This is a genomic window from Lysinibacillus sp. UGB7 (genome assembly GCF_049058285.1).
Lineage (GTDB): Bacteria > Bacillota > Bacilli > Bacillales_A > Planococcaceae > Lysinibacillus > Lysinibacillus sphaericus_B.
In genome coordinates this window covers 47,355-67,765 of sequence record NZ_JBMGUV010000010.1, presented here as the reverse complement: position 1 = coordinate 67,765, position 20,411 = coordinate 47,355, and the positions used below count along the sequence as shown (strand labels likewise).

General features: G+C 38.3%; 22 protein-coding genes. All 22 read right to left on the bottom strand.

Features of this window, described 5'->3' with window-relative positions:
- Nucleotides 1-17: 17 nt before the first annotated feature.
- Entirely contained in the window at nucleotides 18-554 is a 537-nt protein-coding gene (locus ACOMCU_RS11140) for a F0F1 ATP synthase subunit delta (RefSeq protein WP_010857995.1), read from the bottom strand.
- Nucleotides 551-1,069, bottom strand: coding sequence for a F0F1 ATP synthase subunit B (gene atpF / locus ACOMCU_RS11135; protein ID WP_421050191.1), 519 nt, complete (start codon nucleotides 1,067-1,069; stop codon nucleotides 551-553). The genes ACOMCU_RS11140 and atpF overlap by 4 nt, the downstream gene beginning before the upstream one ends.
- A gap of 173 nt (nucleotides 1,070-1,242) precedes the next feature.
- Nucleotides 1,243-1,455, bottom strand: coding sequence for a F0F1 ATP synthase subunit C (gene atpE, locus ACOMCU_RS11130; RefSeq protein WP_010857993.1), 213 nt, complete (start codon nucleotides 1,453-1,455; stop codon nucleotides 1,243-1,245).
- Between the two features lie 64 nt (nucleotides 1,456-1,519).
- Nucleotides 1,520-2,233, bottom strand: coding sequence for a F0F1 ATP synthase subunit A (atpB, locus tag ACOMCU_RS11125; RefSeq protein ID WP_219361243.1), 714 nt, complete (start codon nucleotides 2,231-2,233; stop codon nucleotides 1,520-1,522).
- A gap of 34 nt (nucleotides 2,234-2,267) precedes the next feature.
- Nucleotides 2,268-2,639 carry an ATP synthase subunit I gene (locus tag ACOMCU_RS11120; protein ID WP_010857991.1) on the bottom strand — a complete coding sequence of 124 codons (372 nt, stop codon included), beginning with the start codon at nucleotides 2,637-2,639 and terminating at the stop codon, nucleotides 2,268-2,270.
- Nucleotides 2,640-3,177: 538 nt separating this feature from the next.
- On the bottom strand, nucleotides 3,178-4,299 hold the full coding sequence (gene wecB, locus ACOMCU_RS11115) for a non-hydrolyzing UDP-N-acetylglucosamine 2-epimerase (protein WP_010857990.1): 1,122 nt from the start codon (nucleotides 4,297-4,299) through the stop codon (nucleotides 3,178-3,180).
- Nucleotides 4,300-4,462: 163 nt separating this feature from the next.
- Nucleotides 4,463-5,092 carry a uracil phosphoribosyltransferase gene (gene upp / locus ACOMCU_RS11110; protein ID WP_010857989.1) on the bottom strand — a complete coding sequence of 210 codons (630 nt, stop codon included), beginning with the start codon at nucleotides 5,090-5,092 and terminating at the stop codon, nucleotides 4,463-4,465.
- 267 nt (nucleotides 5,093-5,359) lie between these two features.
- Nucleotides 5,360-7,519, bottom strand: coding sequence for an EAL domain-containing protein (locus ACOMCU_RS11105; protein ID WP_421050190.1), 2,160 nt, complete (start codon nucleotides 7,517-7,519; stop codon nucleotides 5,360-5,362).
- A gap of 293 nt (nucleotides 7,520-7,812) precedes the next feature.
- Entirely contained in the window at nucleotides 7,813-9,054 is a 1,242-nt protein-coding gene (gene glyA / locus ACOMCU_RS11100; RefSeq protein ID WP_421050189.1) for a serine hydroxymethyltransferase, read from the bottom strand.
- A gap of 42 nt (nucleotides 9,055-9,096) precedes the next feature.
- The gene (locus tag ACOMCU_RS11095) at nucleotides 9,097-9,639 is read right to left on the bottom strand and encodes a TIGR01440 family protein (RefSeq protein ID WP_421050188.1); all 543 of its coding nucleotides are present in this window, start codon (nucleotides 9,637-9,639) and stop codon (nucleotides 9,097-9,099) included.
- Between the two features lie 110 nt (nucleotides 9,640-9,749).
- Nucleotides 9,750-10,187 (bottom strand): ribose 5-phosphate isomerase B, encoded by a 438-nt coding sequence (rpiB, locus tag ACOMCU_RS11090; protein ID WP_010857985.1) that lies wholly within the window; start codon nucleotides 10,185-10,187, stop codon nucleotides 9,750-9,752.
- Nucleotides 10,188-10,550: 363 nt separating this feature from the next.
- Nucleotides 10,551-11,834 (bottom strand): methyl-accepting chemotaxis protein, encoded by a 1,284-nt coding sequence (locus ACOMCU_RS11085; RefSeq protein WP_010857984.1) that lies wholly within the window; start codon nucleotides 11,832-11,834, stop codon nucleotides 10,551-10,553.
- A gap of 8 nt (nucleotides 11,835-11,842) precedes the next feature.
- On the bottom strand, nucleotides 11,843-12,283 hold the full coding sequence (locus ACOMCU_RS11080; protein WP_421050187.1) for a low molecular weight protein arginine phosphatase: 441 nt from the start codon (nucleotides 12,281-12,283) through the stop codon (nucleotides 11,843-11,845).
- Nucleotides 12,284-12,308: 25 nt separating this feature from the next.
- Entirely contained in the window at nucleotides 12,309-12,806 is a 498-nt protein-coding gene (locus tag ACOMCU_RS11075) for a manganese efflux pump MntP family protein (protein ID WP_421050186.1), read from the bottom strand.
- A gap of 147 nt (nucleotides 12,807-12,953) precedes the next feature.
- Nucleotides 12,954-13,988, bottom strand: a complete 1,035-nt coding sequence (locus ACOMCU_RS11070) for an L-threonylcarbamoyladenylate synthase (RefSeq protein ID WP_421050185.1) — start codon at nucleotides 13,986-13,988, stop codon at nucleotides 12,954-12,956.
- Between the two features lie 102 nt (nucleotides 13,989-14,090).
- Nucleotides 14,091-14,672 carry a stage II sporulation protein R gene (locus ACOMCU_RS11065; RefSeq protein ID WP_421050184.1) on the bottom strand — a complete coding sequence of 194 codons (582 nt, stop codon included), beginning with the start codon at nucleotides 14,670-14,672 and terminating at the stop codon, nucleotides 14,091-14,093.
- Nucleotides 14,673-14,716: 44 nt separating this feature from the next.
- The gene (gene prmC / locus ACOMCU_RS11060; RefSeq protein WP_421050183.1) at nucleotides 14,717-15,574 is read right to left on the bottom strand and encodes a peptide chain release factor N(5)-glutamine methyltransferase; all 858 of its coding nucleotides are present in this window, start codon (nucleotides 15,572-15,574) and stop codon (nucleotides 14,717-14,719) included.
- Nucleotides 15,564-16,640 (bottom strand): peptide chain release factor 1, encoded by a 1,077-nt coding sequence (gene prfA / locus ACOMCU_RS11055; RefSeq protein WP_010857978.1) that lies wholly within the window; start codon nucleotides 16,638-16,640, stop codon nucleotides 15,564-15,566. The genes prmC and prfA overlap by 11 nt, the downstream gene beginning before the upstream one ends.
- Nucleotides 16,641-17,042: 402 nt before the next feature.
- Nucleotides 17,043-17,615, bottom strand: a complete 573-nt coding sequence (locus ACOMCU_RS11050; RefSeq protein ID WP_010857977.1) for a thymidine kinase — start codon at nucleotides 17,613-17,615, stop codon at nucleotides 17,043-17,045.
- A gap of 320 nt (nucleotides 17,616-17,935) precedes the next feature.
- Nucleotides 17,936-18,139 carry a 50S ribosomal protein L31 gene (gene rpmE, locus ACOMCU_RS11045; protein WP_010857976.1) on the bottom strand — a complete coding sequence of 68 codons (204 nt, stop codon included), beginning with the start codon at nucleotides 18,137-18,139 and terminating at the stop codon, nucleotides 17,936-17,938.
- 175 nt (nucleotides 18,140-18,314) lie between these two features.
- Nucleotides 18,315-19,364 (bottom strand): NAD(P)/FAD-dependent oxidoreductase, encoded by a 1,050-nt coding sequence (locus tag ACOMCU_RS11040; RefSeq protein WP_421050182.1) that lies wholly within the window; start codon nucleotides 19,362-19,364, stop codon nucleotides 18,315-18,317.
- A gap of 61 nt (nucleotides 19,365-19,425) precedes the next feature.
- Nucleotides 19,426-20,391, bottom strand: a complete 966-nt coding sequence (locus ACOMCU_RS11035) for an ABC transporter substrate-binding protein (protein ID WP_421050181.1) — start codon at nucleotides 20,389-20,391, stop codon at nucleotides 19,426-19,428.
- Nucleotides 20,392-20,411 lie beyond the last annotated feature (20 nt).

Here is a 20,411-nt window from a genome sequence, read left to right as displayed (position 1 = left end):
CTCACATTTCTAAATTATTAACCGATTAATTCACGTTTTAGACGCTCAAGCTTGTTCACTACTGAGCTATCATAAATATGGTTACCGATTTGAACACGAATACCACCCAATAATGCTGGATCTATTTCGTTTGTAATGTTTAATGATTGTTTTCCAACAAGTTTTGCAAACGTTGCAGAAATTTTAGCGCTTTCTTCACCAGAAAGTTCACGAGTAGAGAATACAGTTGCGTCTGCAGAACCTTGTGCTTGTGCAGCAAGTTCAGCATATGCGTCTGCAATTAGTTTCACTTCGTTTACACGTTTTTTCTCAACAAGAAGTTGAATTGTGTGTACAAACTCAGGTGTTGCAGCTGCAAAGATTTCAGCTACCATTTGTTTCTTACGTTCGATAGAGAACTTAGGTGCGCTTAACAGCGTTAAGAAATCCGGAGATTCTTTGATAACTTTTGTAAGCTCACTTAAATCTGTTCCAACTTCTGCAAGAATGTTTTTTTGCTGCGCTAACTCAAAAAGCGCTTGAGCATAACGTTTTGCTACAGTTGAATTACTCATTGAGCTTCCCCTGCCTTCGCAATCGTCTCTTCTATTAGAGCACGGTTGTCTGCCTCAGAAATCTCTTTGCTAAGGACTTTAGATGCTGCAAGTACAGATAATGAAACGACTTCATCACGTACAGCTGCAATAGCTTTTTCTTTTTCAGACTCGATTTCACGTAAAGCCGATTCTTTTAAGCGGTTAGCTTCGTTGCGAGCTACAGTAAGAATTTCTTCTTTTTGCATTTCGCCTTGCTTCTTAGCACCCTCAACAATCGATTGTGCTTCCGTGCGAGCTTCTTTAAGAAGGCTCTTTTGTTCTTCTAAAAATTTGTGAGAATCTTTGCGCGCCTTTTCAGCTGCTTCGATTTCACTAGCTACTAATTCTTCACGTTGTTGCATGATGCCCATAAGTGGACCCCAAGCGAACTTTTTAAGTAGAAGCATTAATACTATGAAAATCACTAATGTAGCAATGATGTCACCACCGTTAAAACCAGCGCCTGCACCAAGTACAAGATTATCTAAAAACACGATTGTTTCACTCCCTTCAAGAGCTTTGACTTCAACATAATAATTTGTTTCGAAAACTTACCTATTTTAAAAAGCTATATTTGCACATAGCTTTAATCTGTTCCAAAATGAAGGGCGAAGTTTCATCTGGAGAATCCTGCTTCGCCACTACTAAAATTCAGTATACAACTGAATTATTTGTTCATTACAATGAATGCTACTACTACTGCGATGATTGGAAGGGCTTCAACTAATGCTACCCCGATGAACATTGTAGTTTGAAGAACGCCACGTGCTTCTGGTTGGCGTGCGATACCTTCTACTGTTTTTGATACGATAAGACCGTTACCGATACCTGCACCAAGTGCACCTAAACCGATTGCGATTGCTGCTGCTAATAAACCCATTTTAAAATTTCCTCCTTGGAATTGTTTGTTTTTTTTGTTTTAAGCATAATAATTATGCTTTATATTAATGGTCATCGCTCACTTTATGAGCCATGTAAACCATTGTTAACATTGTGAAGATAAAGGCTTGGATTAAGCCGATGAAAATAGAGAAACCTTGCCATGCCATCATTGGTACGATTGCACCAACTGCACCGATAAAACCAGATGTTGCTAAACCTGCGATTAAACCAAGTAAAATTTCACCTGCATAAATGTTACCGTAAAGACGTAGACCTAATGTTAAAGTGTTTGCAAACTCTTCAATGATTTTTAGTGGGAACATGAATGACATCGGTTTGAAGAATGTACCAACATAATGGCCTGTCCCCTTCATTTTGATACCATAGTATTGAGTTAATACTAAAATCATTGCTGCAAGTGTCATAGTAACAGTCGGGTCAGCTGTTGGTGATTTCCACCAAAGTGTGTGTCCATAAGCGATAGAGAATGGCAGACCTATTAAGTTAGATACTGCGATAAACATAATAAGTGTGATACCTAAAATATGGAAACGCCCACCAGTTTTCCAGTCCATGTTGCTTTTAATGATATTCTTTACGAAATCCATAATCCATTCCATAAAGTTTTGCATACCAGTTGGTTTCAACTTTAAGCTTCTAGTTGCAAAAAAAGCAATAAAGAATACGATTGTTGCGGCAACTAGTAACATCATAACTGTTGATAAGTTAAAAGTTAAGAAACTGACTGGTGTCCATAACGGAGCTTCATGATTCATTGTTATTTTTCACCTCTCTTTCTAATAAAGCACATTAGTGGTTCCTTACATGAGATACAATTCTCTCGACAAAGAGAAAAACGTACGGAATCATTAGCCCTATGACCGTGCTAATTAAGTGAAAATAGTTTGGCAACGAAATGGCTATAGCGACTGCCGCCACACCTGATCCGAAGCGAAGCGCTGAACCAAGCGAGCCTATTTTCTTCCCTTCACTAATGGAACGATCAAACTTCTCCATACGGCGAACTAAAATCCAAAAATTATACGTACCAAAAAATGCACCTATTGCGATGCCCGCAAAAACAGTTTGATAGGACGTTAAGCCCCAGCCTAATGCGCAAAGTGCGAGCAAAAAAAATAACGCTCTCTTCTGCACAGCAAAAATGTGATGCAAATCTAGCATTGGTTTGTAGTCTCCTGAATCATTTTTTCGAGTAAAGAAAACGTTTGCTGACCACTTTGTGAAATCAGAAAAGAGCAGTGAAAAACACTACTCACAGCGGAATAGTAATGGGAGCGTTATCATGAAATTACAGGTGTAAATTCCTAATAATGCCTTACACCCCTTACTTACTCGGTGTTAAACCGAAACGCACAAAACGTTGCAAATCGACAGTGATTGTTTTAACTGTCAATTTAGTAGAAACTTGATATAACAAGTGTTTCAACGTCTAATAACGAATAGAAACCCTTATCATTCTTACCCTTTGTAAGCATACAATAGGTGATATTTGAAGTCAATTAGTAAAGGAGAAAAACTTCACAGCCACTATACTCTTGTCAAATTGTTGACAAATTTGTGTATGAAACATCGTAGAAAGTGAAATATATTTCACAATTATGCATAAAAAAGCTAATTTACGACATAAATATGCTCGCAAATTAGCTTCACAGTTAAAATAGGTACAATTGACTTATTTTCTTATCTTTAAAATAGTAGATTATTTGCTTTTATGCAAAAATTCTAAGAGAGCTTTTACTATACGTTCTGATGCATGTCCATCTCCATAAGGATTTGATGCTTTTGCCATAGCTTCATATGCAGCAGTATCCTCTAATAATTGTTTTGCTAGTGAATAAATAGTTTCTTCTTCGGTTCCTGCTAGCTTTAGAGTCCCTGCCGCTATACCTTCAGGGCGCTCCGTCGTATCTCGTAGGACTAGCACTGGCTTACCTAGTGACGGCGCTTCCTCTTGAACGCCACCGGAATCAGTTAGAATCATGTACGAGTTTGCCGCAAAGTTATGGAAGTCAAAAACTTCTAACGGTTCAATTAAATGTACACGCTCATTATCTCCTAAAATTTCATTCGCAATTTCTCGAACAGCTGGGTTCATATGCACTGGGTAAACAACCTGTACATCCTCATGTTCTGATAAAATTCGAGTAATCGCTCGGAACATATGACGCATTGGTTCACCTAAATTTTCACGTCTATGCGCTGTTAATAGAATCATGCGGTCATTGCCTATTTTATCTAATACAGGATGCGTATAATGCGCACTAACTGTTGTTGCTAGTGCATCTATTGCTGTGTTACCTGTCACAAAAATAGTATCTTGATTTTTGTTTTCATCCAAAAGATTTTTCTTCGATACTTCCGTTGGTGCGAAGTGAAGATCAGCCATAACGCCCGTTAGCTGACGATTCATCTCTTCTGGGTAAGGTGAATATTTGTTCCATGTACGAAGACCCGCTTCCACATGACCGATTGAAATTTGGTTATAAAACGCGGCTAAGCTGGCAATAAAAGTTGTTGCTGTATCACCATGTACTAAAACAATATCAGGCTTGGCTTCCTTCATGACTTTGTCCAAACCTTGTAAAGCGTTAGTCGTCACATCAATTAACGTTTGACGATCCTTCATAATATTTAAATCATAGTCTGGTGTAATTTTAAATGTTTCCAATACTTGATCGAGCATTTGGCGATGTTGTGCAGTCACTGTCACAATCGATTCCACTTGCTCGGGATGTTTTTGTAATTCCAGTACCAGTGGAGCCATTTTAATCGCCTCTGGTCTCGTACCGAATATCGTCATCACTTTCCATTTTTTCGTCAAAACGATTTGCACCGTCCTTTGTTATATTATACATCTCCAAATTTGAACGGAAGTGTATTGTCTAGACATATATGAAACGTCCTTCAAAATAGAAGGACGCTTTTAAGTGTTTTAAAGTTGCTTTACAAGTCAAACATAGCTAGTCGTTTGAGCAAATTACTTTTTATTTTGTACCGAATAGACGGTCACCAGCATCACCTAAGCCAGGAACTATATAGCCGTGATCATCTAACTTTTCATCAAGTGCTGCAATGTAGATGTCTACATCTGGATGCTCTTCTTGAATTACTTTCACACCCTCTGGCGCAGCAATTAAGCACATGAATTTAATGCTTTTCGCACCACGTTTTTTCAGTGAGTTGATGGCCTCCACTGCTGAACCACCTGTTGCAAGCATAGGGTCTACAATAATGAAATCACGTTCTTCTACATCTGCTGGAAGTTTTGCATAGTACTCTACAGGTTTTAAAGTTTCTGGGTCACGATACAGACCAATATGACCAACTTTTGCTGCTGGAATTAGCTTTAATACGCCGTCGACCATGCCGATTCCTGCACGTAAAATCGGAACGATAGCAAGTTTCTTACCAGAAAGTACTTTTGTTTTTGCAATTGTTACCGGTGTCTCAATTTCAATCTCTTCTATTGGCATATCACGTGTAATTTCAAATGCCATTAATGTTGCAACCTCGTCTACTAGCTCACGGAATTCTTTCGTTCCTGTTTTCTTATCACGAATATAAGTTAACTTATGTTGGATTAGTGGATGATCAAATACGTATACTTTGCTCACAGGGGTTCTCTCCTAACGGTTCGGATTTCATTTTTATCCCGTACTAACGGGTGCTAAAACACCACCTCAAAATGAAGCCTAAGCAAGATGTTTCAGTGGGGATCTAGCATTCGTAAGTACCCGATTTATTCAACTAATAATCGATGGTATACCCCATCGGTTAAAGTTTCATTTTATCTCAACTAGTATAACAGAAAAAAGGAGGCGTCTCAAAATTAAATTCAAGACGCCCCCATTTCTAGAATGTTGACTACATGTATGAGCAATTTATACATCTAGTATGGTATCAAGTTGTTCAATCGACATCGGTTTATAATAGAAGTAACCTTGTCCTACTGTACAACCGAGTGCTCGTAATATTTCAACTTGTTCCTCGTTTTCTATCCCTTCAGCTACTGATGTCATGCCTAAATTTAAAGCAAGCTGAATAATCGAACGGACAATAGCGAGGGTAGCTGCATCATTAATATCGTTAATAAAGCTTCGGTCAATTTTTAATTCAGTAAATGGCAGTCTTTGCAGATAGCTCAGCGAAGAGAAACCCGTTCCAAAGTCATCCACTGATGTTTTATAGCCATAACTCTTTAATTCTTGAATAATTGCTAGTGCTGTTTGGAAATCCACTAAACCAATATTTTCAGTTACTTCTAATATGATATAACTTGGATCAATATTGTATTGTCGGACTAACTTCAATAAATCCTTCACAAAGTGAGGGTGGTAAAAATGATCCGGTGAAATATTAACTGCAACCTTCACCAACTTTTTCCCCAAACGCTGTCGATCCTCTAGCCATGCAAGAACCTGTTCTAAAATTTGCGTATCAATTTCTCGTACCTTTCCCGCATTCTCTGCAACTGGAATAAATGTAGCTGGTGATACAATGCCAAGCGTCGGTGAAATCCAACGAGCGAGTGCTTCAATACTTTGAATTTCCCCTGTCCGTAAGTCTACCTTTGGTTGTAGATTGACAGAGATTTCTTTGCTCTTGAGCGCATGCGATAAATGATTTAAAACTAGCATTTGTTGCTCTAATTCTTCATTTCGTTCCTTCGTAAATACTTCCATATGGGTACCCGGTTTATTGGCCGCATAGGATAAAGCGTTATCTGCAAAGCGAATCGCATCAGCTATTTTAATATCCTTATCGAATGTAGCAATCCCTGTTTTTAACGTAATGTAGATTTGCTTACTTCTTATAATAAACGGCTGTCGTATTAATTCTTTGATACGTCTATCATAATTTGTCAAATCTTCATAGGGAGTCATACAGGAAATAATCAGACTAGAGCTCGTAAATCGCGCAATATATTCATTATGGTCATTATTATTTTCATTGAGTCGTTTTGCAATTTGTCTTAATAGCTCGTCCCCTGCTTCGCGACCATATAATTCGACAACTTGATGAAATTCACTTGGCTTCAATACTTTGATAAAACCATGTTGTCCCTGCTCTTTCTCTTTTTCAATCCTATTTACAAAGCTATGGCGGTTCGGCAAACCTGTCGTAATATCCATATAGGCTAAATCCCATATTCTTTTCTGCGTTTTTGCATACGTATGTGCCAACGCAACAAGTGATGCTATTTTTGGAAACATATTAACAAAGAAATCATGATGACTAGGATACTGATTATGGAATATTGCAAACAACCCTATTACTCGCTGTTGTTGATTGCGAATTGGAATGAACCAAGCGGATTGCTTATCGAATGAATAGGCAAACTTTTTATGTTCTTGCGGAATATCAATCAGTTCTAAATCTTCAGCTAAGATAAATGACTCTTTCTGCATGGCTCTTCGGTAATATTCATACCATTCAATTACCTCAGAAAGTTTTTCACCTTTACAATTTTCCGTGAAAACGCGTAACTGATTTGCTTCCGTTTTTATAAGTATCATGCTATTCACATATGGCTTGAAAAATTCATTTATGGCCCTACAGACAATATCCATTTTTTTATCAAAGGGATCGTCCTTTTCAATTGCTTCATACATCGCTGACTCAAGACGATTTAAAAAATTCGCTGTATGATAATACGTAACATCCTTCACAAGTAATAACACAAATAATGTTTCACCCTCATTATTTTGAAAAGGAAGGGCCTGTATTTCGGACCAAAAAGGTGGCTTTTCAAAGCAATTATGATGAAGCTTTGCTTGCACCATTGCTCCGTTATGTACTTTTGTCTTAATCATTTCAATCGTTGTCATCTGCACTTCATTAGGAAGCATTGAAAAATAATCTTTGTCTCGTAGTTGTGAACTTGTAGAATTCGTAAGCTTACAAAAAGAATCATTACATTCTAGTATGCTATGACTATTTTTCGCATCCAGTATCACGTAGCTCTCTTTAGAGTTATCTCCTAATTTACGAACAGTAGTTAATAAGCTATTATTTTGTATGTCCATCGATTTAGCAATCATCCAACCCCTCCCGTCTTTAACACATCTCATTTAATTTATATTGTACATAAAAAATTCAATATTTTGTCACTTTTATGAAAAAATCTTCTCTATTAGGACATTATCTGTCCTTAACCCACTATAATATATCCTTTCTTATTTATATTATGTAAAAAAAGTCAAAAATAAGATTATTTTACTTAAATAATAGAAAAAAATATACTTCTTACAGTTTTCACCTGCTTTTCAAAAAAAAGACTGTACCCAAAGTGAAATAATACACTTTAGGAACAGCCTGTTATTGATAGTTATAATTATACGTATAATGGATGTCTGTCAGTTAATGCTATTACGCGAACTTTAGCTTCAGCTTTCACTGCTTCATCTTCTGGGTTTTTAAGTACCGCAGCGATGATTGCACCTACTTCTTTCATGTCTTCTTCTTTAAAGCCACGAGAAGTAACGGCAGGTGTACCGATACGAATACCAGAAGTAACGAATGGAGATTCTGTATCGTAAGGAATCGTATTTTTGTTCGTTGTGATACCTACTTCATCTAGCGCGTGCTCTGCTACTTTACCAGTTAAGCCAAGAGATTTCACATTAAGAAGTAATAAGTGGTTATCTGTGCCGTTAGAAACGATTTCAACGCCTTCTGCAATTAACACTTCTGCTAAAGCTTTTGCATTTGCTTTAATCTGTTTTGCGTAATCCTTGAATTCTGGTTGTAAAATTTCGCCGAATGCTACAGCTTTTGCAGCGATTACGTGCATTAATGGGCCACCTTGGATACCTGGGAAAACAGATTTGTTTAGTTTTTGTTCCCATTCTTTTGAAGCAAGAATTAAACCACCACGTGGGCCACGTAATGTTTTATGTGTTGTAGACGTAACAAAATCAGCATATGGAACTGGTGACTGGTGCTCACCCGCAGCTACAAGACCTGCAATGTGCGCCATATCTACCATGAAATATGCGCCAACTTCATCAGCAATTTCACGGAATTTTGAGAAGTCAATTGCACGTGGATACGCCGATGCACCTGCAACGATTAGCTTTGGTTTATGTTCTAACGCTTTTTGACGTACATCTTCATAGTCGATAACCTGTGTATCTTTGGTTACGCCGTATTCTACGAAGTTATAAAGAATACCTGAGAAGTTTACTGGTGAACCATGTGTTAAGTGACCACCATGAGACAGGTTCATTCCAAGGACTGTATCACCTGGTTGTAAAATTGTATGGTAAACGGCCATGTTTGCTTGTGCGCCAGAGTGTGGTTGTACGTTTGCATATTCTGCACCGAAAATTTCTTTTACACGGTCACGTGCGATATCTTCTACTACGTCTACGTGTTCACAGCCACCATAGTAGCGTTTACCAGGATAGCCTTCAGCATATTTATTTGTCAGAACTGAACCTTGTGCTTCCATAACTGCTTCAGATACAAAGTTTTCTGATGCGATTAACTCGATATTCTCTTGTTGACGTTTTTTTTCTGCTAAAATCCCATCTAATACTGCTTTGTCTTGTACTGCTAAATTTTCGTATGCCATGTTTGAAAAAGCCTCCTAAGATTTAATGTAATTCAGAGTGTCTTACTTATATACAGCACGTTCGCCGCCAATTCGCTTCGGACGTGTTGTTGCAATTGTGACAACAGCTTCCCCCACTGTACGGACAGATGTACGAACAGGGACAGCTACATGCTTTAAATGCATGCCAACTAGTGTTTGCCCAATGTCGATGCCTGCATTCCCAATCACTGTCTCTACGACAACAGGCTCTACAAATTGTGTATACGCATAGGCTGACATCGATCCACCTGCTGTACGGATAGGTACAACAGCTACAGGTTCATAGTCAAATTGCTCTGCTATTGCTGCTTCCATAGTAATAGCGCGATTAATATGCTCACAGCCTTGGAACGCTAAATGCAACTGGTGTTTCTTTGCAAATGTCAGTAATGGCTCAAAAATAGCCTCTGCCGTTTCAAGTGCGCCTGCTGTGCCAATTTTCTGACCAATCACTTCAGACGTAGAGCAGCCTACGACAAAAATAGTATTTGGTCGTAAGGTTACCTGCTCTTCGAATTCACTGAGTAACTGAGTCAGTTGCGTTTGTATTTGCTGTACAACCACTAAGCTCAGCCCCTTATTTAGATATCTAGTCATTTACGCCACAAGCACGAAGTCCACTGACCATTTTCAGTCAGCGAATGTCACATGCTAACGGGCATAAATGCTCTTTTTCACTGTTCTAATTCAGCAATTTTTTCTACGCGACGTGTATGACGACCGCCTTCAAAATCTGTTTCTAGCCAAGCTTTTGCGATTTCGCGTGCAAGGCCAGGACCAATAACACGTTCACCCATCGCTAAAATATTCGAATCATTATGGCAACGCGTTGCCTTTGCGCTAAATACATCATGTACTAAAGCACAACGAATTCCTTTTATTTTGTTTGCTGCAATGGACATGCCAATCCCTGTGCCACAAATTAAAATACCTTTATCAAATTCCCCGTTCGCGACACCCTCAGAAACTGGCTTTGCATAATCAGGATAGTCTACTGAATCCGCAGATTGTGGACCAAAATCTTCGTAGCTAATATTTAGTTCATCTAATAGTTGCATAATCTCTCGACGTAAGTTATTGCCTCCGTGATCAGAAGAAATTGCTATTCTCACTGGGTTCCCTCATTTCGAATTATAGTCAACACTAGTTTACCACTTCTCTCTCAATAATAACACGATTTTTCTTGCATTTTTATGCTGATTTTTCCTGAAAGACGAACATTTCTTGTACACCAACAGAAAAACGTTCATTTTTAAGTGTATTTAAATGTGGATAATGTGAATATCCTGTTAATAAATTCGGTTTATGGTCTTTTGTTGTAATATTCCATCTTCTGAAGTTTTTCTACTTTTTCTATTACCACGGACATACTATTTCAATATTTTTTACAAAAGACTATAAAATACTGCGTGAACTTCGTAACGACAGCAAAAAACATCGAATTCACTAGTTAATCTAATGAATTCGATGCTGAGCTATGCCTGTCTATCAAATTGTTGGATCATTTTATGAAGCTCTTCGGATTGCTTTTTCAACCCCTGTGCAAGTTGCTCAACCTGTTCCATAGCATAAGCTTGTTCCTCTGCTGCGCTGTAAACTTCCTGAGCACCTGCGGATGTTTCTTGAGCGATTGCCGCTACTTCCTGCGATTGTCTAGCAGTCGTTTCAATATTGTGCATTTGTTGTTCGATTAATGAAGAAATCTCCACAATTGACGTTGCCATCTCGTGTACACTTGAGGACATCCCCTCAACAGCGGTCGTTGTTTCAGAGACGCGAGCAGCCTCTTTTGTTGCAAAGGTTACCTGTTGGTTCATTTGTTTTACGACAACTTCAACATTTTGTTGCATTGTTTGAATCAATGACGTTATTCCCTGCACAGCTTTTGCGCTTTCATCAGCCAACCCACGAACTTCTTCAGCGACAACTGCAAAGCCTTTCCCATGCTCCCCAGCACGCGCTGCTTCAATGGAGGCATTTAACGCTAGTAAATTTGTTTGAGAAGCAATGTCGCCAACTAAGCTAATAATACGTTCCACTTGCACTGCATTATCTTCTAGCGCACGAATGCTTACTAATGCCTCATTATTACCGGCTGCAATTTGTTGAATACTATTGACCAATGTTTCAATCGCATTTGTTGTTGTCGTTAAATTATGTAGAATCTCTTTTGTTTGCGTTGCTGACTGTACTGCTCTGCTATTCACTTCAGTCGCAAGTGCTCGGACATCTTCAATTGCCTCGGCTGTATCTTGTACCGCCGTAGCTGATGCCTCTGCTCCAGAGGAAATATGCTTCACTGTAGATGCAATTCCTTCCGCTTTTTTTGTGGCAATCCCAGCTTCGTCGGATAACTGGATAATCGATTGGTTCGTTTGTTGGAAGTTTTGATCGATACTTTCCACCATTTGTCGTAAATTTAACACCATCTGTTGGAAAGCCTCTGCCACTGAGTGAATCTCGTCATTCGTTTTTGGCATTTTTACATCCTGTCCAATTTTTCCTTGTGCTACGCGAGAAGCCGAATATTCAAGTTGTTGTAATGGTTTGATTAAGATAACACTGAATATTGCTGCTAGGATTCCTGACCAAGTAATCCCTAATATATAAGTAAATACTTCAAACAGTCTACGATTGATTTCTGGGAAGAAGGTAGGTTGTACAAATTCAATGAATATAAAACTGATACTATATGTGATTAGGGCAAGAATGCTGACAAATAATACTAGTTTAAGTCGTAAACCAAACTGTTTTTTCATAGCGCTCCTCAATTCTTTTCAAGTTTTTTTACTAAAAAATCTACCAATTCCTTTAACTCTGTGAATGTTTCCTCATAGATTGCTTTACTGCCACCATAGGGATCTACAACATTTTCTAAACTATTTACACTCGTAAATTCTTTAAGTGTAAAGACCTTTCCTTCTGCATAAGGAAAATTAGCAATGATTGTATCTCTATGAGCTGTTGTCATTGTTAAAATTAAATCTGCCCAGTCCATTTCAGTTTCTGATAATTGTGTCGCTAAATGCTGATGGGGCATATTCGCTTCATCTAATATTTGTTGCGCATGTGCTGACATTTCTGCATTAGGCATGGCATAAATACCTGCCGAACGAACCTCAACATTATTAATTTGTTTATGCTTTAAAATTGCCTCTGCCATTGGACTGCGACAAGTATTGCCTGTACATACAAATAGTATATTCACACTTATCACCCTCCCACTAGTTAATTTATTGCTGGATAGCTAGAATACTCATCATAATAAAAATAACCCCCGCAATAATTTGAATATTCTTTCCAAAAAACACCTGACTCCTCTGTGCAATGACTAAAGCCCCATATGAACAAATAAGAGCACTCATTCCTGCACTAATGATAAAGATCGTTTTCTCTAAATTGAGCATACCAAAAGATACACTTACTGAAAAGGTGTCTAGGCTAGCCGTCACAGCTAAAAGGACCGGTGAAATCGTTATTTTTTCATTTTTATGTGAGGATAATAGTAAATGCAGGCCAATACAAAACAATAAAATACTTGAAATCCATTGCCCCCATTCTAACAAGAAACGTACTAAATAATTTCCTAATTCAAATCCTAACAACGGGAAAAGCATATGCAATGCAGCCGTCCACACAGACAATAATAATCGATATCTGATATTTGGTATCAATACATATAAACCAATTACATCAACAGACGTTAAAACACCTGCAAGAATTCCCTGCAAGAACGCACTCCCTCGCTACCTAATATTTTATCATTTTATGCTAGAAAATACAGTATTATCATTAGTTTTTCTCATACATTTATAAAATCTATTAGTAACGAAAAAACCCACCTATTTTATTATTGTAAAATAGATGAGTTAATTATTTTATGTTGTATACCATTTTCCACCAGCAGCTTTTTCAAGTCTATTCATAATGGCTGCACCAACACCTTCAGTAGATGTTGTCGTTGCTAATATCACTGTGGCTTGGGTTTTGTCACAAGCACGTAAAGCGTGGTACAACGCCGCACCCATTTCTTCTTTAATAGCAGCTTCACCAGTCGAGAAATAATAATCTGCTTTGCTATCCACAAAACTTGCTGGCGCTAGTAACGCAACTTTATGCCCTTGTAATTGAAGGTGCTGTATGGCCTGTTCCACTTTCTTGTTATCACACTGAATTAAATATACAGGTGCATTTGGAGCATAATGAGTATATTTCATGCCTGGAGCTTTCGGTGTAGACTCCATCTTTTGTTCTATTGTTGTCGGCTGAATAACCGGACCAATTGCTTCCTCAAGCATTTCCTTTGTAATACCACCAGGACGTAGAATGACTGGTGGCTCATGCGTAACATCAAGAACAGTTGATTCGAGACCAATACCTGTAGAACCTCCGTCTAAGATATAAGGTATACAGCCCTGTAAATCGTCATTCACATGAATGGCTTCAGTTGGACTTGGCTTTCCACTACGATTTGCACTTGGCGCAGCGAGTGGTTTTTTAATATGTTGGAGCAATGCTAATGCAACGGGATGATTTGGCATGCGAATGCCAACTGTGTTCAATCCTGCAGTCACGCTTTTCGCCAGTACATTTGGCTTTACTGGCATAACAAGTGTAAGAGGACCCGGCCAAAATAAATCCATGCATTTTATTGCAACTTCTGTAATATCTTCTATATAAAGCTCAACTTCTTCTTTTGTACCAATGTGGACAATGAGTGGGTTATCTGAAGGGCGACCTTTTGCCTCAAATATTTTTTTTACTGCACAATCATTTGTAGCAACAGCGCCTAAACCATAAACCGTTTCAGTGGGAAATGCTACAACCTCACCTGCATTTAAGATATCCACAGCCTGTGCATAATTTGACTGACTATTCACATTAATGTCCACAATCTTACAAACGGTTTTCATCACGAATACCTTCTTTCAATTGTTCGTATTTACTGAATTTATCCACATTTTGTTTATAACTTACTAATAATTGTGTATAAGTTGTCTGAATTTGTGCACAATTTATTCGAATAAGCCTTTAATCCATTCCCAAATAAAGAATGTTGTCTGTTCCTGTTCTTCTTCCACTACATCCTCTTTTTCGGGTTCACAAATGGATGGAAATATGCTACACCACCAGTTATCGCCACGTCCATCACCTATTTTCACGACGATGGAATGGTACACATTCTGTGGATAAAACCTAGCATCTTGTCTCTTTGGTGGAAATAAGTTATCCCCAAGTACAACCTGTGTACGCACTTGTGGATAATTTTCTTTTAATTCTTCTTCGATCTGCTGTTTTAATGTTACAAATTGCTCGCTATCCACAGCATTAGTAGCAGCTACTTGCTTAAAATAAGGTTTCAACTCTTTGACAAGTTGTTCTTTTGCTAATTGATCACTAGCTGTATTACTATTGGCAATCACTCTTATACGAAAATCGTTTTCTTGCTCACTATTCGTAGTTTCCTGTGCAGCACCTATTAATGATGGAATATATAAAATACATAATTCTAAAACTATTGCTATTAATACTAGTCTCCCAAGAGCTAGTAAGATATTCTGTTTAGGTAATCTAATAATCTTGTATTCGTTTAACATAAAAATCCCTCCTTGCTCAACATTGTTGTCAAGAAGGAGATTCTTTATACATGAATTTCACAAAAAATCATTCTAGGTTTTCCATTAATATCTTTTTCCACAGTCACAGTAGCCTGTGGAAAACTATCCTTAAAAAACTTCGCCACTTGTTCCCCTTGTGTATAACCAATTTCAAGTCCAATCAGGGATGGCTTGTTCATAAGTGCTGGTAATTGCTCAGCCAATTTACGGTACAATATCAGCCCATCTTCTTCAGCAAAGAGTGCACTATGCGGTTCATGCTCCAACACTACAGTAGACATTTCCTGTGCTTCGTCAAATGCTATATATGGAGGATTCGATAGCACAATATCAAATTTCTCCTCTGCAAGTGGTGCCGTTAAATCTCCAAGTCTAAAATCAACATCTGCCGCTAGTAAGCGCGCATTTTTTTTTGCTGTTAATAGTGCTTCCTCCGATAAATCTGTTGCTACTACTACTAGCCCAGGACATTCTAGCTTCATAGTAATAGCTATTGCACCACTACCAGTACCGATATCCGCGAGTTTCAACGCTTTATCATGAAATAATTTACCAATACGATTGACAGTGCCAAGTACTAACTCTTCTGTTTCAGGTCTAGGAATAAGCACCGATTCATCCACTAAAAACGTACGGCCATAAAATTCTTCACTACCGACACAATATTGCACAGGACGCCCATTGGCATGCTCCTCAATTAGTGCTACAAACTGTTCACTTTGTTCAGCACTTATCATATCCTGCAAGTGTAGCATGACACCTGCATATGTAGTGCCTAAAATGTGCTGCATGACAATGCGTGCTGCCGTCTCTTCACGACCGTTATCCACTAAAAAAGAAGAAGCCCAATCAAGGGCCTCCATCACATTTTTATAGATCATCGTTTAAGCGCTCAAGCTTTGATGCCTGCTCTTCTAAAATAAGCGCATCAATGATTTCGTCCAATCTACCCTCGACGATTTGATCAAGCTTTTGAATCGTTAAACCAATGCGGTGGTCTGTCACGCGGTTTTGTGGATAATTGTATGTGCGTATACGCTCGGAGCGGTCTCCAGAACCAACTGCTGATTTACGTGTTGCATCGATTTCTTTTTGTGCTTCTTGCAAATACATATCAGCTACACGTGCACGAAGAATTTTCATTGCTTTTTCACGGTTTTTAATTTGAGAACGTTCATCCTGCATCGATACGACAACACCTGTTGGTAAGTGCGTCATACGAACAGCTGACATCGTCGTATTTACTGACTGCCCACCCGCACCAGAAGATGCAAATGTATCAACACGGATATCTTTTTCATGAATTTCAACGTCTACTTCTTCTACCTCAGGTAAGCACGCAACTGTCGCTGTTGACGTATGAATACGACCTTGTGATTCAGTTGCTGGCACACGTTGTACGCGGTGTGCACCATTTTCAAATTTGAATTTTGAATACGCACCTTGTCCGTTAATCATAAAAATAACTTCTTTATAGCCACCCATTGGGTTTGGCGTCGCTTCCATAATGTCGATTTTCCAGCCCTGTGTCTCTGCATAACGAGAATACATGCGGAATAAATCCCCTGCGAAAATATTAGCCTCGTCACCACCAGCTGCTCCTCGAATTTCCATAATAACGTTTTTGTTGTCATTCGGATCTTTCGGGATTAATAACACACGCAAGCGTTCTTCTAGTTCTTCTTGCTGTTCTTTTAATGCATTGAACTCTTCTTTTACCATCTCGTGCATGTCAGGATCTTTTTCGCTGTCTAACATTTCACGTGCATCTGCTAATTGCTCTTTTACCTCTTTATATTCACGATAAGCATCTACTGTTTCCTGAATATCCGACTGTTCTTTAGAATATTCACGTAATTTTTTACTGTCATTGACGATATCGGGGTCACTTAAAAGCTCATTCAGTCTTTCATAGCGATCCTCTACGGCTTGCAGTCGATCAAACATGGATTTCACCTCTATTTAGTTATTTAACTTTATTTAGCAGTAGTCTTCCAACTCTGGTGACATGAATACTGCATTTCAAACTCTATTTAGTGGACAGCCAAACATTACCTGAATCCAGGAGACTCAGACTATATGTCCACGTCTTGTGACATGACCGAAGTGACTAACACCCCTAAGCACTGTCATAATAGGAGACAACTACAGCCTAACATGTTCATTAATTCCACTACTTAGTATAAGGAAAATTTCACATGGATGCTACTTTTTCTTATACGGCTAAAGCGTTACTCCTGTTAAGTCGCTGCAACAAATAAATATGAATTTAGCCCGCTACGCTTTGCGATAGGCAACTGTTACTATAGGGACGCGACGTACGAAAGAATTGGCATTTTAGCACTTTCTTTATAGTGGTGGATGCGCGTGACATTTGCGACATACAGGAAAGTAGGAATCATTACCGCCAATTTGAATTTGGTCCCCTGTATAGACAGGATATCCATTTTCATCAACCCGTAAATTCATTGTCGCTTTTTTATGACAGAACCAACAAATTGTTTTCATTTCTTCAATTTTATCTGCATATGTAAGCATATACTGACTGCCTTCAAAAAGCTCATTTTGAAAATCATTTTTTAAGCCAAAGCCCATTACTGGAATACCAAGCATGTCCACAATATTCGCTAATTGCAGCACGTGTGCTTTTTTTAAAAATTGTACTTCATCGACGAGTACACAGTAAGGCTTCACGTCATTATTTTCCACAAGTTCGTAAATATTTGTATCTTCGTATACAGGGATGGCTTGTTGTCGCAAACCCACTCGACTTGAGACATATCCAACCTCATCTCGCGTATCAAGCCCTGATGTAAATATCATCACTGGCTTTTGTTGTTCCTCATAGTTATGCGCAACTTTTAATATTTCGATTGATTTACCACTATTCATCGCGCCATGCTTAAAGTATAACTGTGCCATTTTGTCTTCTCCCTTTCCTCTATCCATCATGAATTGTCACTTTTTCAGTAGCGTTATCCCATGATGGTGAGCGGCTATGCTTCATTGACCTACATCGGTAAAATGCAACGTCCTTTGACATTATTAAAAAGACCGACATAGTGTCGTCTCTCATAGATGCCTAAGCACGCTTCAAAATCCGAACGCCAAATGTTTTGTGTGAAAGCGAAGCGTCAGCGCTAATTACGCTGAGACGTAATTGACCAAGCTGACCGTACACAATCACTATATACTGAAAAAAATACCTGCCAAGCACATGCTTGGCAGGTATTAAACTAACATTAGTTTTTAAGACCGTATTTTTTGTTGAAACGATCCACGCGACCATCAGCAGACGCGAATTTTTGACGGCCAGTGTAGAATGGGTGACAGTCGTTGCAGAACTCGACAACGATGTTTTCTTTCACTGAACCAGTTTTGAAAGTGTTACCACAAGAGCAAGTTACTGTTGCTTCTTTGTAGTCTGGATGAATTCCTTGTTTCATATTCGTTTTCTCCTCTCGCCCTGAACCATCTGGAACAGAGTATTATCGAACTGTACCTTACATAGCCCGAATATGTCGGCTACATATGTACACGTTACATACTTTAGAATTATAACATAAATAATTTATTTTTATCAAGAAAGAAAATTGCTAAGTTTTAATCTCAATCTAGTACTTACCCGCGAACTTCGCGATAATCATGATCTTCTAAACCAATTTTTTTATTACGGTCCTTAAAACGAATATTGTGCGACGAAACATACGCTACTTTCGGTGCATCCGGCTCTAGATAAAGTTTTGCACTATTTAATGCTAATACACCATCAGTAAATGCCCCAGCTATTAATCTTACTTTACTAGGATGATCTATAAAGTCGCCCGCTCCGTATAGGCCTTCAATATTCGTTTCACGCTTTTCGTTTACAATGGCAACTCCGTCCTGTATGTTTATGCCCCATTTTTCTAGTGCTCCATAATCACATTTTAATCCATGATTAACAATAACTGCATCGATTTTAATACGTTCCGTTTCGCCCGTTTCTTTATGCTGTATCGAGACGTATTTGATTAAATCTTCATCACCATGTAACTGGACCACTTCATATGGTGTTCTTACATTTACTGTAGATTCACGCATTCTTAGAACATTCTTTTCATGACCACCAAATTCATCACGACGATGGACAATTGTTACACTCGCCGCTATTTGCTCTAGCTCGTTTGCCCAATCAACAGCTGAATTGCCACCACCAGAAATGAGGACATGTTTGTTACGGAAAACCTCTAACTCCTGCACAGTATAATGTAAATTCGTGACTTCATAACGATCTGCGCCTTCAATCTCTAATTTTTGCATAGCAAGAACGCCATAACCAACTGCTAGAATGACTGTCTTTGAATAATGTTTTTCTCCTGTCGATGACGTCAAGATAAATGTACCATTCGCTTGCTTTTCTAAGTTTTCAACCTTTTGGTTCAACACAATTGTTGGATCAAATGTTTTGGCCTGTTGCACTAATTGCTCGATTAATTGTCCACCTAATATAGGCGTTACACCACCTACATCCCAAATCATTTTTTCGGGATATATTAACATTCGGCCACCTAATTGTGAGCTATATTCAATAATTTTTGTTTTCAGATCACGCATGCCACTATAAAAAGCAGTATAAAGCCCCGCTGGCCCACCGCCGACAATTGTTACATCATACAGTTCTTCTGACATACTAAATACCTCATTTCATTTATGTTATTTATTAGCAGATTTTTGTGCTTACCTCCGCTTCTTATTTTTCACTTGTTTTCTTTTCGATCAACATATTTGCCACTTCTTCTACTTGTGCAAGAACAGCAATCGGATCATATGGCCAAAATCTATCTGGAGCTAAATAGAAGACATTGTTATTTTTCATCGCATCTATCGATAACCATAAAGAATCTTTTTTGTTTAACTCGGCACCTTTTGATTCATCTAGGAAAATATAGTCTCCTGCATACTCAGGTAACACTTCATATGACACTTGTTTATACGTTTCACCTGCATCAATTAATTCCTTTTTAATTCGTTCTGGTGCTTGCAATTGCAATTTTTTATAAATTGCTTGCCCACCACGATAAATACCGTCACCGTATAAGTAAAAGTCTTTGCCGAATGCTCCAAAAATAGAAACTGTTTCGTTTTCATCCATAACAGATGCTAATCTCTCTTTATGCTCATTTACTTTTTCTTCAAACATTTTTAACCAAGCTTCTCCCTCAGCTTGTTTTCCAAAAATCTCAGCAAGCCCCGCCACTTCTTCTTCAACCGAGCGATATGTTTCGTATGGAATCACAATCGTTGGAGCAATTTTCGAAAATTTTTCGTAATCTTCTGGTTCACCAGATGCTGTTAGTATTAAATCTGGTTTCAACGCTAAAATTGCTTCAACACTATTTTCTCCTATACTTGCAATGCCCCCTATCTGATTTTGAATATGGACATTTTCTAAGTCTCGTTGTGTTGCACCAACTGGCTTAACTCCTAGTAACAATGATGTTGGTAAATACGCATCTACAACTAGACGCTCAACTTTAGTAGGGATTTCAATTTCTCCGTTAATTGTTTGTACCTTTTTTGTTGTAGCTGCGATTTCTTCTTTAGCATTGCTATCTCCATTGCTTTCCTTAGTAGTGTTATCTTTGCTGCCACAACCTACAAGCATAAGTGCAAATATAAGTAGAAATCCTAGGAAAAATATATTTCGTTTTTTCATTTTCAACTTCCCCTTCGTAT

What these genes read in the sequence shown, in the direction of transcription:
- ACOMCU_RS11140 (WP_010857995.1), bottom strand. Translation starts at nt 554, where the DNA reads ATGAGTAATTCAACTGTAGCAAAACGTTATGCTCAAGCGCTTTTTGAG.
- atpE (WP_010857993.1), bottom strand. Translation starts at nt 1,455, where the DNA reads ATGGGTTTATTAGCAGCAGCAATCGCAATCGGTTTAGGTGCACTTGGT.
- atpB (WP_219361243.1), bottom strand. Translation starts at nt 2,233, where the DNA reads ATGAATCATGAAGCTCCGTTATGGACACCAGTCAGTTTCTTAACTTTT.
- ACOMCU_RS11120 (WP_010857991.1), bottom strand. Translation starts at nt 2,639, where the DNA reads ATGCTAGATTTGCATCACATTTTTGCTGTGCAGAAGAGAGCGTTATTT.
- ACOMCU_RS11105 (WP_421050190.1), bottom strand. Translation starts at nt 7,519, where the DNA reads ATGATTGCTAAATCGATGGACATACAAAATAATAGCTTATTAACTACT.
- glyA (WP_421050189.1), bottom strand. Translation starts at nt 9,054, where the DNA reads ATGGCATACGAAAATTTAGCAGTACAAGACAAAGCAGTATTAGATGGG.
- ACOMCU_RS11085 (WP_010857984.1), bottom strand. Translation starts at nt 11,834, where the DNA reads ATGAAAAAACAGTTTGGTTTACGACTTAAACTAGTATTATTTGTCAGC.
- ACOMCU_RS11070 (WP_421050185.1), bottom strand. Translation starts at nt 13,988, where the DNA reads ATGAAAACCGTTTGTAAGATTGTGGACATTAATGTGAATAGTCAGTCA.
- ACOMCU_RS11065 (WP_421050184.1), bottom strand. Translation starts at nt 14,672, where the DNA reads ATGTTAAACGAATACAAGATTATTAGATTACCTAAACAGAATATCTTA.
- prmC (WP_421050183.1), bottom strand. Translation starts at nt 15,574, where the DNA reads ATGATCTATAAAAATGTGATGGAGGCCCTTGATTGGGCTTCTTCTTTT.
- prfA (WP_010857978.1), bottom strand. Translation starts at nt 16,640, where the DNA reads ATGTTTGATCGACTGCAAGCCGTAGAGGATCGCTATGAAAGACTGAAT.
- ACOMCU_RS11050 (WP_010857977.1), bottom strand. Translation starts at nt 17,615, where the DNA reads ATGGCACAGTTATACTTTAAGCATGGCGCGATGAATAGTGGTAAATCA.
- rpmE (WP_010857976.1), bottom strand. Translation starts at nt 18,139, where the DNA reads ATGAAACAAGGAATTCATCCAGACTACAAAGAAGCAACAGTAACTTGC.
- ACOMCU_RS11040 (WP_421050182.1), bottom strand. Translation starts at nt 19,364, where the DNA reads ATGTCAGAAGAACTGTATGATGTAACAATTGTCGGCGGTGGGCCAGCG.
- ACOMCU_RS11035 (WP_421050181.1), bottom strand. Translation starts at nt 20,391, where the DNA reads ATGAAAAAACGAAATATATTTTTCCTAGGATTTCTACTTATATTTGCA.